14 protein-coding genes are annotated in these 14,284 nt (G+C 67.0%); 3 read left to right on the forward strand and 11 right to left on the reverse strand.

Annotated elements, in window-relative coordinates; all coding sequences use genetic code 11:
• Nucleotides 1-24: 24 nt before the first annotated feature.
• The 11 genes from leuB to WDZ95_RS20820 form a co-directional block, all read right to left on the reverse strand.
• Nucleotides 25-1,110, reverse strand: coding sequence for a 3-isopropylmalate dehydrogenase (gene leuB / locus WDZ95_RS20770; RefSeq protein ID WP_166223935.1), 1,086 nt, complete (start codon nucleotides 1,108-1,110; stop codon nucleotides 25-27).
• Nucleotides 1,111-1,122: 12 nt separating this feature from the next.
• Complete coding sequence (gene leuD / locus WDZ95_RS20775) at nucleotides 1,123-1,773, reverse strand: 3-isopropylmalate dehydratase small subunit (protein ID WP_166223938.1); 651 nt, start codon at nucleotides 1,771-1,773, stop codon at nucleotides 1,123-1,125.
• A gap of 10 nt (nucleotides 1,774-1,783) precedes the next feature.
• The gene (locus WDZ95_RS20780) at nucleotides 1,784-1,945 is read right to left on the reverse strand and encodes an entericidin EcnAB (RefSeq protein ID WP_166223941.1); all 162 of its coding nucleotides are present in this window, start codon (nucleotides 1,943-1,945) and stop codon (nucleotides 1,784-1,786) included.
• A gap of 32 nt (nucleotides 1,946-1,977) precedes the next feature.
• Nucleotides 1,978-3,399 (reverse strand): 3-isopropylmalate dehydratase large subunit, encoded by a 1,422-nt coding sequence (gene leuC / locus WDZ95_RS20785; protein ID WP_425781313.1) that lies wholly within the window; start codon nucleotides 3,397-3,399, stop codon nucleotides 1,978-1,980.
• Between the two features lie 120 nt (nucleotides 3,400-3,519).
• Nucleotides 3,520-4,830, reverse strand: coding sequence for a citrate synthase (locus WDZ95_RS20790; RefSeq protein WP_425781315.1), 1,311 nt, complete (start codon nucleotides 4,828-4,830; stop codon nucleotides 3,520-3,522).
• Entirely contained in the window at nucleotides 4,827-5,132 is a 306-nt protein-coding gene (locus WDZ95_RS20795; protein ID WP_425781317.1) for a succinate dehydrogenase assembly factor 2, read from the reverse strand. Before WDZ95_RS20795 ends, WDZ95_RS20790 begins: the two co-directional genes overlap by 4 nt.
• 21 nt (nucleotides 5,133-5,153) lie before the next feature.
• The gene (locus tag WDZ95_RS20800; protein WP_251709877.1) at nucleotides 5,154-5,855 is read right to left on the reverse strand and encodes a succinate dehydrogenase iron-sulfur subunit; all 702 of its coding nucleotides are present in this window, start codon (nucleotides 5,853-5,855) and stop codon (nucleotides 5,154-5,156) included.
• Nucleotides 5,856-5,877: 22 nt separating this feature from the next.
• Nucleotides 5,878-7,683, reverse strand: a complete 1,806-nt coding sequence (gene sdhA / locus WDZ95_RS20805) for a succinate dehydrogenase flavoprotein subunit (protein WP_425781320.1) — start codon at nucleotides 7,681-7,683, stop codon at nucleotides 5,878-5,880.
• 3 nt (nucleotides 7,684-7,686) lie between these two features.
• Nucleotides 7,687-8,052, reverse strand: coding sequence for a succinate dehydrogenase, hydrophobic membrane anchor protein (sdhD, locus tag WDZ95_RS20810; protein ID WP_166223958.1), 366 nt, complete (start codon nucleotides 8,050-8,052; stop codon nucleotides 7,687-7,689).
• A gap of 20 nt (nucleotides 8,053-8,072) precedes the next feature.
• Entirely contained in the window at nucleotides 8,073-8,504 is a 432-nt protein-coding gene (gene sdhC, locus WDZ95_RS20815) for a succinate dehydrogenase, cytochrome b556 subunit (RefSeq protein ID WP_425781322.1), read from the reverse strand.
• A 161-nt stretch (nucleotides 8,505-8,665) separates the two neighbouring features.
• Nucleotides 8,666-9,460, reverse strand: coding sequence for a GntR family transcriptional regulator (locus WDZ95_RS20820; RefSeq protein WP_425781324.1), 795 nt, complete (start codon nucleotides 9,458-9,460; stop codon nucleotides 8,666-8,668).
• A gap of 200 nt (nucleotides 9,461-9,660) precedes the next feature.
• Between WDZ95_RS20820 and WDZ95_RS20825 the strand changes: the two genes are divergently transcribed.
• The 3 genes from WDZ95_RS20825 to acnB are packed head-to-tail and all read left to right on the forward strand — an operon-like array spanning nucleotide 9,661 to nucleotide 14,275.
• On the forward strand, nucleotides 9,661-10,647 hold the full coding sequence (locus tag WDZ95_RS20825; RefSeq protein ID WP_287469642.1) for a malate dehydrogenase: 987 nt from the start codon (nucleotides 9,661-9,663) through the stop codon (nucleotides 10,645-10,647).
• A gap of 14 nt (nucleotides 10,648-10,661) precedes the next feature.
• Nucleotides 10,662-11,642, forward strand: coding sequence for an HpcH/HpaI aldolase/citrate lyase family protein (locus WDZ95_RS20830; protein WP_425781326.1), 981 nt, complete (start codon nucleotides 10,662-10,664; stop codon nucleotides 11,640-11,642).
• A 32-nt stretch (nucleotides 11,643-11,674) separates the two neighbouring features.
• The gene (gene acnB, locus WDZ95_RS20835) at nucleotides 11,675-14,275 is read left to right on the forward strand and encodes a bifunctional aconitate hydratase 2/2-methylisocitrate dehydratase (protein WP_425781328.1); all 2,601 of its coding nucleotides are present in this window, start codon (nucleotides 11,675-11,677) and stop codon (nucleotides 14,273-14,275) included.
• The last annotated feature ends 9 nt before the right edge of the window (nucleotides 14,276-14,284 follow it).

The raw sequence follows: 14,284 nt of genomic DNA on the forward strand, positions 1-14,284 counted from the left end.
GGGCGTGACGAACCGGAGCTGAGATCAGCCCTTAATGGTTTTGGTGATGGCGGCCACGACGGCGTCACCCATGTCGCGGGTGCTGACCTTCGTGGTGCCAGGCGACCAGATGTCGGCCGTGCGCAAGCCAGACGCGAGCACGCTGCCCACCGCAGATTCAATGCGGGCGGCAGCTTCGGGCTGGTTGAGAGAGAAACGGAGCATCATGGCAGCGGACAGGATTGTAGCCAGAGGATTGGCGATGCCTTGTCCCGCGATGTCGGGCGCGCTGCCGTGACTCGGTTCGTACAGGCCCTGGCTCTTGGTGTTCAGCGAGGCCGAAGGCAGCATGCCGATGGAGCCGGTGAGCATTGAGGCCTCGTCGGACAGGATGTCGCCGAACATGTTGCCGGTCACGACCACGTCGAACTTCTTGGGCGCGCGCACCAGTTGCATGGCGGCGTTGTCCACGTACATGTGCTCCAGCTCCACGTCGGGGTACTGGGCGTGCACCTCGGTCACCACGTCCTTCCAGAACTGGAAGGTCTCGAGCACGTTGGCCTTGTCCACGCTCGTGACCTTCTTGTTGCGCTTGCGCGCGGCCTGGAAGGCCACGTGCGCGATGCGCTCGATCTCGGGCTTGCTGTAGCGCATGGTGTCGAAGGCTTCTTCGGCACCGGGGAAGTGGCCGTCGACGGCGGTGCGGCGGCCCCGCGGCTGGCCGAAGTAGATGTCGCCCGTGAGCTCGCGGATGATGAGGATGTCCAGGCCCGAGATCACCTCGGGTTTGAGGCTGGAGGCGCCCACGAGCTCGGGGTAGCAGATGGCGGGACGGAAGTTGGCAAACAGGCCCATGTGCTTGCGCAGGCCCAGGATGGCCTGCTCGGGGCGCAGCGGGCGGTCGAGCTTGTCGTACTTCCAGTCGCCCACGGCGCCGAACAGCACGGCGTCGGCGGCCATGGCCAGCTTGAGCGTGGATTCGGGCAGCGGATGGCCGTGGGCCTCGTAGGCCGCGCCGCCCACCAGGGCGGTTTCCATCTCGAACTTCAGGTCGAGCGTGTCGAGGACCTTGACCGCTTCGGCGACGATTTCGGTGCCGATGCCGTCACCGGGGAGAACTGCAATTTTCATGGGGTGGGGCAATCAGCCGGCGAGGGTGTGGGCCAGCCAGGGCTTGGTGGCGAGGCGCTGTGCTTCGAACTGGGTGATCTTGTCCTTGTGCCGCAGCGTCAGGCCGATGTCGTCCAGCCCGTTGAGCAGGCAGTATTTGCGGAAAGGCTGCACGTCGAAGGGGATCTGATTGCCCTGCGGCTCGACGATCACCTGGCGCTCGAGGTCGATGCTGAGCTCGTAGCCCGGGAAGGCGGCCACCTCATCGAACAGCCGCGCCACGGTGGTCTCGGGCAGCACGATGGGCAGCAGGCCGTTCTTGAAGCAGTTGTTGAAGAAGATGTCGGCAAAGCTCGGCGCGATCAGCGCGCGAAAGCCGTACTGCTCGATGGCCCAGGGCGCGTGCTCGCGGCTCGAACCACAACCGAAGTTCTTGCGCGCCAGCAGGATGGACGCGCCCGCGTAGCGCGGCTCGTTGAGCACGAAGTCGGGGTTGGGCTTGCGCGCGGCCGGGTCCTGGCCCGGCTCGCCCTTGTCGAGGTAGCGCCACTCGTCGAACAGGTTGGGGCCGAAGCCCGTCTTGCGGATCGACTTGAGGAACTGCTTGGGGATGATGGCGTCGGTGTCGACGTTCTCGCGGTCCATCGGGGCCACGAGGCCCTTGTGCACGGTGAACTTCTGCATGGTGGGGGCGTTACTTGGCGACGTCCTGGATCTTTTCGCCGGCTTTTTCGATGCCGCGGCCGGCGGCCTGGCCGACTTCCTTGGCGTCCTGCTTGACGCCACTCCAGGTGTTGCAGGCGGTGAGGCCGATGCACAGGGCCACCAGCGCGGCGATGGAAGCGATGGTCTTCATGCGATGCTCCTTGGACGGTGGAATGGAGGCGTTCAGGCGAGGGTTCGAACGTCGACGAAATGACCGTGCACCGCGGCGGCGGCCGCCATGGCGGGCGACACGAGGTGGGTGCGGCCGCCAGCGCCCTGGCGGCCTTCGAAGTTGCGGTTGCTGGTGGAGGCGCAGCGCTCGCCGGGCTCGAGGCGGTCGGCGTTCATGGCCAGGCACATGCTGCAGCCGGGCTCGCGCCATTCGAAGCCCGCGGCCCGGAAAATCTCGTGCAGGCCTTCGCGCTCGGCCTGGGCCTTCACCAGGCCCGAGCCCGGCACCACCATGGCGAGCTTGACGTTCTTGGCCACTTTCTGGCCGAGCTTCTTCACCATGGCCGCGGCCTCGCGCATGTCTTCGATGCGGCTGTTGGTGCACGAGCCGATGAAGACCTTGTCGACAAAGATGTCGTTGAGCGGCTTGCCGGGCTCCAGGCCCATGTACTGCAGCGCGCGCTCGATGGCGCCGCGCTTGCTGGCGTCCTTTTCCTTGTCGGGATCGGGCACGCGCGCGTCGATGCCCAGCACCATTTCGGGCGAGGTGCCCCAGGTGACCTGCGGCACGATCTGGGCCGCATCGAGTTCGACCACGGTGTCGAAGTGCGCCCCCGGGTCGGAGTGCAGCGTGCGCCAGTAGGCCACGGCCTGCTCCCATTCGACGCCGGTGGGCGCCAGCGGGCGGCCCTTCACGTACTCGATGGTCTTGTCGTCCACGGCCACCAGACCAGCGCGCGCACCGGCCTCGATGGCCATGTTGCACACCGTCATGCGGCCTTCCATGGACAGACCGCGGATGGCGCTGCCCGCGAATTCGATGGTGTAGCCCGTGCCGCCCGCGGTGCCGATGCGGCCGATGATGGCGAGCACGACGTCCTTGGCGGTGACGCCCTTGGCCAGGGCGCCTTCCACCTTGATCAGCATGTTCTTGGCCTTCTTGGCCAGCAGGGTCTGCGTGGCCAGCACGTGCTCGACCTCGCTGGTGCCGATGCCGTGCGCCAGTGCACCGAAGGCGCCGTGCGTGCTGGTGTGCGAGTCGCCGCAGACCACGGTCATGCCGGGCAGGGTGGCGCCGGTCTCGGGGCCGATCACGTGCACGATGCCCTGGCGCTGCGACAGGAAGGGGAAGAACGCCGCCGCACCGAACTCGGCGATGTTGGCGTCGAGCGTGGTGATCTGCTCTTTGCTGATCGGGTCGGCGATGCCGTCGTAGCCGCGCTCCCAGCCCGTGGTGGGCGTGTTGTGGTCGGCCGTGGCCACCACCGAGCTCACGCGCCAGACCTTGCGGCCGGCCTGGCGCAGGCCCTCGTAGGCCTGCGGGCTGGTGACTTCGTGCACCAGGTGGCGGTCGATGTAGAGAACGGCGGTGCCGTCTTCTTCGGTGTGGACGACGTGTTCGTCCCAGATCTTGTCGTAGAGCGTGCGGGCCATGGCTTGTCTCGGTGCGGCGGTTCGTGGGCCGGCCGGCGATTTTACGTGCGCGGCGAAAAAACCACGCCCGCCGTGGCGAAGCGCCAGGGCGGGCGTGAGCGGATCAGGCGCAGACGCCGATCACTTCCTGGCGGCGGCCGGCACGTCGCGGCGCACCGAACCGGTGAAGAGCTGGCGCGGACGGCCGATCTTGTACTCGGGGTCGCTGATCATCTCGTTGAGCTGCGCGATCCAGCCCACGGTGCGGGCCAGCGCGAAGATGCCGGTGAACAGGTTGACCGGGATGCCGATCGCGCGCTGCACGATGCCCGAGTAGAAGTCGACGTTCGGGTAGAGCTTGCGCTGCACGAAGTAGTCGTCTTCGAGGGCGATCTTCTCGAGCTCTTTGGCGAGCTTGAACAGCGGGTCGTTGCCCAGGCCGAGTTCCTCGAGCACCTCGTTGCAGGTTTCCTGCATGAGCTTGGCGCGCGGGTCGTAGTTCTTGTACACGCGGTGGCCGAAGCCCATGAGCTTGACGCCGGAGTTCTTGTCCTTGACCTTCTCCATGAACTCGCCGACCTTGGCCACGCCGCCGTTGCGCTGGATGTCTTCGAGCATGTTCAGGCAGGCTTCGTTCGCGCCGCCGTGCGCGGGGCCCCAGAGGCAGGCCACACCGGCCGCGATGGCGGCGAAGGGGTTGGTGCCCGACGAGCCGCACAGGCGCACGGTGGAGGTGGAGGCGTTCTGCTCGTGGTCGGCGTGCAGGATGAAGATGCGGTCGAGCGCGCGCTCGAGCACCGGATTGACCTTGTAGTCCTCGCAGGGCACGCCGAACATCATGCGCAGGAAGTTGCCCGCGTAGGACAGCTCGTTGCGCGGGTACATGTAGGGCTGGCCGACGCCGTACTTGTAGGCCATGGCCACCAGCGTGGGCATCTTGGCGATCAGGCGGATCGCCGAGATCTCGCGGTGCTGCGGGTTGTTGATGTCGGTGCTGTCGTGATAGAAGGCCGACAGACCGCCCACCAGGCCCGTGAGCACGGCCATGGGGTGGGCATCGCGGCGGAAGCCGCGCAGGAAGAACTGCATCTGCTCGTTGACCATGGTGTGGTTGGTCACGAGCTTGTGGAAGTCGGTGCGCTGCGTCTCGTCGGGCAGCTCGCCCTTGAGCAGCAGGTAGCACACGTCGAGGTAGTCGCAGTGCGTGGCCAGTTGCTCGATGGGGTAGCCGCGGTACAGCAGCTCGCCCTTGTCGCCGTCGATGTAGGTGATGGCCGACTGGCACGAAGCGGTGGACAGGAAACCCGGGTCATACGTGAACATGCCCGTCTGCGCGTACAGCTTGCGGATGTCGATCACATCGGGGCCGATGTTGCCGGCGTACACCGGCAGATCGACACTGGGGCTGCCGTTGGAGAACGTCAGGGTGGCCTTGTTGTCGACGAGTTTCATGCAGGTTCCTTGGTACTGGAGGTGGGGCTGACGTCGCGCATCAGTGCGAGCACTTGCGTCACGTCGTCGCGTGCGAGTTCGCCCGAGAGGGGCTTGCGGCCGAGCAGCAGATCGAGCAGGTCGTTGTCCGACAGGTCCATCAGCAGGCCCAGGGCATCGGCCTGGCGCACCGTCAGGCCTTCGGCGTGACGGGCAAAAAAGCGCTCGATGAACAGGTCGTTCTCGAGCAGTCCACGGCGGCACCGCCAACGCAGCTTGCTCAGGCCGCGCGGGTCGAGGAGGGCGTCGTCGGTGCCGGTCATGGGGGTCTTCGATGGCCTCGGTCAGACCGAGCGCAGCACCATCATTTCCTTGATCTTGCCGATCGCCTTGGTGGGGTTCAGGCCCTTGGGGCAGACGTCCACGCAGTTCATGATGGTGTGGCAGCGGAACAGGCGGTACGGGTCCTCGAGGTTGTCGAGGCGCTCGCCCGTGGCCTGGTCGCGGCTGTCGGCGATGAAGCGGTAGGCCTGCAGCAGGCCGGCGGGGCCCACGAACTTGTCGGGGTTCCACCAGAAGCTCGGGCAGCTCGTGGAGCAGCTCGCGCACAGGATGCACTCGTACAGGCCGTTGAGCTCTTCACGCTCTTCGGGCGACTGCAGGCGCTCTTTCTCGGGCGCGATGCTGTCGTTGATGAGGTAGGGCTTGATGCTGTGGTACTGCTTGAAGAACAGCGTCATGTCCACGATCAGGTCGCGCACCACCGGCAGGCCGGGCAGCGGCTTCAACACGATGTCGCCCTTGAGCGTGTTCATGTTGGTCAGGCAGGCCAGGCCGTTCTTGCCGTTGATGTTCATCGCGTCCGAGCCGCACACGCCTTCGCGGCACGAGCGGCGGAACGAGATGGACGGGTCCACGGCCTTGAGCTTCATCAGCGCGTCGAGCAGCATGCGCTCGTGCCCGTCGAGCTCGACCTGGATGGTCTGCATGTAGGGCTTGGCGTCCTTCTCGGGGTCGTAGCGGTAGATCTTGAAAGTGCGAAGCATGGGGGGTCTCCGGAAGGCGTGCTCAGAACGTGCGGACCTTGGGCGGCACCGATTCGACGGTCAGCGGCTTGAGGTTCACCGGCTTGTAGGTCAGCGAGTTGTCGGCGCTGTGCCACAGGGTGTGCTTCATCCACTCGGCGTCGTTGCGACCCAGCGGGAACTGGGCGTCGTCGGCGGGGCGCTCGTAGTCGTACACGGTGTGCGCGCCGCGGCATTCCTTGCGGGCGGCGGCCGAGGTCATGGTGGCCTGGGCGCACTCGATCAGGTTCTCGACTTCCAGCGCTTCGATGCGCGCGGTGTTGAAGACCTTGGACTTGTCCTTGAGACCGATCGCCTTCACGCGCTCGCGGATGGCATTGATCTTCTGGACGCCCTCGTCCATGCCGGCCTGGGTGCGGAACACGCCGGCGTGCTGCTGCATGGCCGAGCGGATGTCGTTGGCCACGTCCTGCGCGTATTCGCCGGTGGTGGCGTTGTCCAGGCGCGCCAGGCGGGCGAGCGTGTAGTCGGCACCGTCCTTGGGCACGGGCTTGTGGGTCTTGTTCTTGTCGTTGTACTGCACGATGTGGTTGCCGGCCGCGCGGCCGAACACCAGCAGGTCGAGCAGCGAGTTGGTGCCCAGGCGGTTGGCGCCGTGCACGCTCACGCAGGAGCATTCGCCCACCGCGTACAGGCCGTTGACCACCTTCTGGCCGCCGTTGCCGTCGGGCGTGACGACCTGGCCATTGATGTTGGTCGGGATGCCGCCCATCTGGTAGTGGATGGTGGGCACGACCGGGATCGGCTCGCGCGTGATGTCGACGTTCGCGAAGTTCACGCCGATCTCGTACACCGAAGGCAGGCGCTTGTGGATGGTGTCGGCGCTGAGGTAGCTGAAGTTCAGCAGCACGTAGTCCTTGTTGGGACCGCAGCCACGGCCTTCCTTGATTTCCTGGTCCATGCAGCGCGAGACGAAGTCGCGCGGCGCCAGGTCTTTGAGCGTGGGCGCATAACGCTCCATGAAGCGCTCGCCTTCGCTGTTGACCAGGAAGGCGCCTTCACCGCGGCAGCCCTCGGTGAGCAGCACGCCCGCGCCGGCCACGCCGGTGGGGTGGAACTGCCAGAACTCCATGTCCTGCAGCGGGATGCCCGCGCGCGCGGCCATGCCCAGGCCGTCGCCGGTGTTGATGAACGCATTGGTCGAGGCCGCGAAGATGCGGCCCGCGCCGCCCGTGGCCAGCAGTGTGGTCTTGGCTTCGAGCAGGTACACCTCGCCGGTTTCCATCTCGAGCGCGGTCACGCCCACCACGTCGCCCTCGGCATCGCGCACGAGGTCGAGCGCCATCCATTCGACGAAGAAGGTGGTGCGCGCCGCCACGTTCTGCTGGTACAGCGTGTGCAGCATGGCGTGGCCGGTGCGGTCGGCCGCGGCACAGGCGCGCGGCACGGCCTTCTCGCCGTAGTTGGCGGTGTGGCCGCCGAAGGGGCGCTGGTAGATGGTGCCGTCGGGGTTGCGGTCGAACGGCATGCCCATGTGCTCGAGCTCGTACACCACCTTGGGTGCTTCGCGGCACATGAATTCAATGGCGTCCTGGTCACCGAGCCAGTCGGAGCCCTTGATGGTGTCGTAGAAGTGGTAGTGCCAGTTGTCTTCGCTCATGTTGCCGAGCGAGGCACCGATGCCGCCTTGCGCAGCCACGGTGTGCGAGCGCGTGGGGAAGACCTTGGACAGCACGGCGACCTTGAGGCCGGCGCGCGCGAGCTGCAGCGAGGCGCGCATGCCGGAGCCACCGGCACCGACGATGACGACGTCGAACTGGCGCTTGTTGACAGGGGTGGGGGCGGACATGACTCAGATTCTCCAGAGAACTTGGACTGCCCAGCCAAGGCAGGCCAGCAGCCAGACCAGGGTGAACACGTGCATGACGACGCGCAGGCCCGCGGGCTTGACGTAGTCCATCCAGATGTCGCGAACGCCGACCCACACGTGGTAGGCCAGGGCCACGAACACCGCAAAGGTGAGGGCCTTCATCCATTGCGGGGCGAAGATGCCGGCCCAGCCTTCATAGCCGAGCGGGCCGCTGGTGAACAGCACCTTGGCGAGTACCACGAGGGTGAACAGCGCCATGAGCGCGGCCGTGATGCGCTGCGCGAGCCAGTCGCGCATGCCGTAGTGGGCGCCGGTGACGACGCGTTTGGAACCGTAGTTGACGGACATGAATGGAACCTCGCGGGCGATCAGTACAGGCCGAACAGCTTGGCGCCCAGCACGACGGTCAGGCCGATGCTCAGCACCAGCGTGACGACGGCCGAGGACTTGCCGAACGACTTGGTCACGGCGTGGGTGGCGTCCATCCAGAGGTGGCGCACACCGGCGATGAAGTGGTGCAGGTAGGCCCAGATGAGGGCAAGCACCACGAGCTTGAGGAACCAGCCCGGCACGAAGCCGATGCCGCCCTCGAAGGCGCCGACGAACACGTCGTGGGAGATCTCGGACGACACCGAGGTGTCGAACAGCCACACGATCAGTGGCAGCAACAGGAACATCAACAGGCCGCTGATGCGGTGCAGGATCGACACCCAGCCTGCGGCGGGCAGGCGGTAGGTGGTGAGATCCTTGAACGCGTTGATGTTGCGGAACTCGGGCCGCTTGTTGGTCAACTCGGGCATGGATGGGGCTTTCGTGGGAAAGGCGCTCGGGCGGGGGAAGGGGTTTGGCAACTCGCTGGTAACTCGTTCGTAACTCGCACCAGGAGCGGGCAAATTCTATTGCAACGCAGCAGGCCGTCGTGTACCTGACAAGCCGGTACCGAAGTGCCGTACGCGGGTTCTCAGCTCAATTCATTGCGGTAATGGCGTGCGTCGGTGCGGTAAAGGCCCCGGCGCAGCTCCATGGGGGTGTCGTTGTAGGTGAAGGCCAGCCGCTCCACGCTGAGCAGCGGATGGCCAGGCGCGACGGCCAGGCGTTCAGCCGCTTCGGCATCGGCGCTCACGGCCTTGAGCTTCTCGACCGCGCGCACCATGCGCACGCCGAACTGCGATTCGAACAGCGCGTACATGGGGCCCTTGTCGCTGGCCAGGGTGTCGATGGTGAGACCTTTGAAGGGGCCGCCGGGCAGCCAGATCTCTTCGAGGATCGCGGGCGTGCCGCCGAAGGCCAGCACGCGGCGCACCTGCAGCACCCCGTCGCCGGTGCGCAGACCGAGCTGGCGCGCCACCTCGGCGCTCGCGCGCAGGCGGCGGCAGTCGATGATCTGGCGCTCGGCCGGGCCCTGCTCGTCGAGCGTGCCCTGGTCGGGCAGCAGGCGCAGGAAGCGAAACTGGATGTGCTGCTCGGCGTGGGTGGCCACAAAAGTGCCCTTGCCCTGGCGCCGCACCACGAGGTTGTCGGTGGCGAGTTCGTCGATGGCCTTGCGCACCGTGCCCTGGCTGACCTTGTAGCGCGCAGCGAGGTCGAACTCGCTCGGGATCATGTCGCCGGGTTTCCACTCGCCGGCCTGCAGGCTGCGCAGGATCAGGCCTTTGATCTGCTGGTACAGCGGGCTGAACGCAGGCGCCCCCGACTCGGCAGCGGTGCTGCCTTCGCCCGGCTGGGTTGTGTCGGAAGGAGAGGGCGATGTGGCCATGGGGGGTATGGGCGGCGCGGTGCCGCGAAGGCCAATGATATCTTATATAAGACATAAGACAAATTGACCGCCTAGGGTTTACGCGGGTACACTCCCGCCCGACTCAAGCCCCGATCGCCGCCACCGATACCCCGCGTGGCGCGCCGTTCCAGCGGCCCCGGTCCCTCCGCATTCCAACACCCATCCCTGGAGCTCCCACCATGACCAAGAAGCCCGTTCGCGTCGCCGTCACCGGCGCCGCCGGCCAGATCGGCTACGCCCTGCTGTTCCGCATCGCCTCCGGCGAAATGCTCGGCAAGGACCAGCCCGTGATCCTGCAACTGCTGGAGATCCCGGACGAGAAGGCCCAGAAGGCGCTCAAGGGCGTGATGATGGAACTCGAAGACTGCGCCTTCCCGCTGCTGGCCGGCATGGAAGCTCACGCCGACCCGATGACCGCCTTCAAGGACACCGACTACGCGCTGCTCGTGGGCGCCCGTCCCCGCGGCCCCGGCATGGAGCGTGCCGACCTGCTGGCCGCCAACGCCCAGATCTTCACCGCCCAGGGCAAGGCCCTGAACGCCGTGGCCAGCCGCGACGTGAAGGTGCTGGTGGTCGGCAACCCCGCCAACACCAACGCCTACATCGCCATGAAGAGCGCGCCCAACCTGCCGCGCGAGAACTTCACCGCCATGCTGCGCCTGGACCACAACCGCGCCGCCAGCCAGATCGCCGCCAAGACCGGTGGCAAGGTCGGCGAGATCGAGAAGCTCACCGTGTGGGGCAACCACTCGCCCACCATGTATGCCGACTACCGCTTCGCCACCATCGGCGGCAAGAGCGTCAAGGACCTGATCAACGACCAGGTCTGGAACGAAACCGTGTTCCTGCCCACCGTGGGCAAGCGCGGCGCCGCCATCATCGAAGCGCGTGGCCTGTCGTCGGCCGCCTCGGCCGCCAACGCCGCCATCGACCACATGCGCGACTGGGCCCTGGGCTCCAACGGCAAGTGGGTCACCATGGGCGTGCCCTCCAACGGCGAGTACGGCATCCCCAAGGACGTGATGTTCGGCTTCCCGGTCACCACCGAAGGCGGCAAGTACAAGATCGTCGAAGGCCTGCCCATCGACGAGTTCAGCCAGAAGTGCATCGACAAGACCCTGGCCGAGCTCGTGGGCGAGCAGGACGGCGTCAAGCACCTGCTCTGATCCAGCCCTCGCGCGTGAACCCTCGCACCATCCTGCTCGGGCCCCAGGCCGGCGCCATCGCGCTGCCGGTCTGTGACCATTACAGCGGGGTTGAGGCGCGCATGCGCAAGAGCCTGTCGCTGCAGGCCGAACTCGCTGACGAGTTCGGCGCCTGCGTGTTCGACGTCACCCTGGATTGCGAAGACGGCGCCCCGGTGGGCGGCGAGGCCGAACACGCCGCGCTGGTCACCGAACTCGCGCTGTCGGCGCCACCGGGTGCGCGCGTCGCGGTGCGCGTGCACGCGGTCGACCACCCGGCTTTCGAAAGCGACATCGCCCACATCGTGGGCCGCGCGGGCGCCCGGCTGTGCCACGTGATGCTGCCCAAGGTCGAATCGGTGGCCGACGTGGACCGCGCCGCGGCCCTGCTCGATGCGGCTGGCGCCCCCACGCTTGCGCTGCACGCGCTCATCGAATCGCCCGCCGCGGTGCACCGCGCCTTCGACATCGCGGCCCACCCGCGCCTGCAGAGCCTGAGCTTCGGCCTGATGGATTTCGTGTCCGCGCACGGCGGGGCCATACCCTCGGCGGGCATGAGCTCGCAGGGCCAGTTCAGCCACCCGCTGGTGCTGCGCGCCAAGATCGAGATCGCCAGTGCCTGCCACGCGCACGGCAAGGTGCCCGCGCACGGCGTGGTCACCGAGTTCAAGAACCTGGCCGCATTGCAGACCGCTGCGCGCCGCGCCGCGCACGAGCTCGGCTTCACGCGCATGTGGAGCATCCACCCCGACCAGATCCGCCCCATCGTCGCGGCCTTCACGCCCGCGGCCGACGAGGTGGACGAAGCCGCCACCGTCATCGAGCGCGCCGCTGCTGCGGCCTGGGCGCCGGTGCAGGTGGGTGGCCGCCTGCACGACCGCGCGAGCTACCGCTACTACTGGCAGGTGCTCGAACGCGCCCAACGCACCGGGCGGGGCCTGCCCGCGCCGGTGCAAGCCCTGTTCGCCGCCACCTGACCCCTCATTTGTTTGTCCCACGGAGAAACCCCATGTCCAACTTCCTCGCCGACTACCGCGCCCACGCCGCCGAACGCGCCGCGCTGGGCATCCCGCCGCTGCCGCTTTCGGCGCAGCAGGTGGCCGACCTGATCGAGCTGATCAAGACCCCGCCCGGTGGCGAAGAAGCCTTCCTGCTGGAGCTGCTCACGCACCGCGTGCCGCCCGGCGTGGACGATGCGGCCAAGGTCAAAGCCAGCTTCCTGGCGGCCGTGGCCCACGGTGACATTCAGGTGGGCCTGATCGACAAGGCCAAGGCCACCGAGCTGCTGGGCACCATGGTGGGCGGCTACAACGTGCATCCGCTGATCGAGCTGCTCGACGACCCGGGCGTGGCCGCCGTGGCGGCCGAGGGCCTGAAGAAGACCCTGCTGATGTTCGACTACTTCAACGACGTGGCGGCCAAGGCCAAGGCCGGCAACGCCAAGGCGCAGGAAGTGATGAAGAGCTGGGCCGAGGCCGAGTGGTTCACCTCGCGCCCCGAAGTGCCCAAGAGCATCACCGTCACCGTGTTCAAGGTGCCCGGCGAAACCAACACCGACGACCTCTCGCCCGCGCCCGACGCCTGGAGCCGCCCGGACATCCCGCTGCACTACCTCGCCATGCTCAAGAACACGCGTCCCGACGCGGCGTTCAAGCCCGAGGAAGACGGCAAGCGCGGCCCGATGCAGTTCATCGAGGACCTCAAGAAGAAGGGCCACCTCGTGGCCTACGTGGGCGACGTGGTGGGCACCGGCTCCTCGCGCAAGTCGGCCACCAACTCGGTGATCTGGGCCACGGGCCAGGACATCCCTTTCGTGCCCAACAAGCGCTTCGGCGGCGTCACGCTCGGCGGCAAGATCGCGCCCATCTTCTTCAACACGCAGGAAGACTCGGGCTCGCTGCCGATCGAAGTGGACGTGAGCAAGCTCGAGATGGGTGACGTGATCGAGGTGCTGCCCTACGACGGCAAGATCACCAAGAACGGCGCCGTGGTGGCGACGTTCGCGCTCAAGAGCGAGGTGCTGCTCGACGAAGTGCGAGCCGGCGGCCGCATCAACCTCATCATCGGCCGCAGCCTGACCGCCAAGGCGCGCGAGTTCCTGGGCCTGCCGGCCTCCAGCGCGTTCCGCCTGCCGCAGGCCCCGGCCGCGAGCAAGGCCGGCTTCACGCTGGCGCAGAAGATGGTGGGCCGCGCGGTCGGTCTGCCCGAGGGCCAGGGCGTGCGTCCCGGCACCTACTGCGAGCCCAAGATGACCACCGTGGGCAGCCAGGACACCACCGGCCCCATGACGCGCGACGAGCTGAAAGACCTGGCCTGCCTGGGCTTCAGCGCCGACCTCGTGATGCAATCGTTCTGCCACACCGCGGCCTATCCCAAGCCCGTGGACGTGAAGACCCACCGCGAGCTGCCCGCCTTCATCAGCAACCGCGGTGGCGTGGCCCTGCGCCCCGGTGACGGTGTGATCCACAGCTGGCTCAACCGCCTGCTGCTGCCCGACACCGTGGGCACCGGTGGCGACTCGCACACGCGCTTCCCGATCGGCATCAGCTTCCCCGCCGGCTCGGGCCTCGTGGCCTTCGGCGCCGCCACCGGCGTGATGCCGCTGGACATGCCCGAGTCGGTGCTGGTGCGCTTCAAGGGCCAGATGCAGCCTGGCGTGACGCTGCGCGATCTGGTGCACGCGATCCCGCTGTACGCCATCAAGGCCGGTCTGCTGACCGTGGCCAAGGCCGGCAAGAAGAACGTGTTCTCGGGCCGCATCCTTGAGATCGAAGGCCTGCCCGACCTCAAGGTGGAACAGGCCTTCGAGCTGTCCGACGCCAGCGCCGAGCGCTCGGCCGCGGGCTGCACCATCAAGCTCAACCCCGAGCCGATCAAGGAGTACCTCACCAGCAACATCGTGCTGATGAAGAACATGATCGCCGACGGCTACCAGGACGCCAAAACCCTGCAGCGCCGCATCGAGAAGGTCGAGGCCTGGCTGGCGAACCCGCAGCTGCTCGAAGCCGACAAGGACGCCGAGTACGCGGCCGTGATCGAGATCGATCTGGCCGATATCAAGGAGCCCATCGTCTGCTGCCCGAACGACCCGGACGACGCCAAGTTCATGTCCGAAGTGGCCGGCACCAAGATCGATGAAGCCTTCATCGGCTCGTGCATGACCAACATCGGCCACTTCCGCGCCGCGGCCAAGCTGCTCGGCGGCCAGCGCGACATCCCGGTGAAGCTGTGGGTGGCCCCGCCCACCAAGATGGACCAGAGCGAGCTGATCAAGGAAGGCCACTACGCCGCCTTCGGCACGGCCGGTGCGCGCACCGAAATGCCCGGCTGCAGCCTGTGCATGGGCAACCAGGCCCAGGTGCGTGAAGGCGCGACGGTGGTCAGCACCAGCACCCGCAACTTCCCGAACCGCCTGGGCAAGAACACCAACGTGTTCCTGGCCTCGGCCGAACTGGCGGCCATCGCGTCCAAGCTGGGCCGCATCCCGACCGTGGCCGAGTACCACGCCGAGATGGGCATCATCAACAAGGACGCCGCCAGCGTGTATCGCTACATGAACTTCGACCAGATCGAGGAGTACGCAGACGTGGCCAAGGGCGTGACGGCCTGACCTTCGAGC

Origin of the sequence: Hydrogenophaga sp. T2 (assembly GCF_049843535.1) — a bacterium.
Taxonomy (GTDB): Bacteria; Pseudomonadota; Gammaproteobacteria; order Burkholderiales; family Burkholderiaceae_C; genus Hydrogenophaga; species Hydrogenophaga crocea.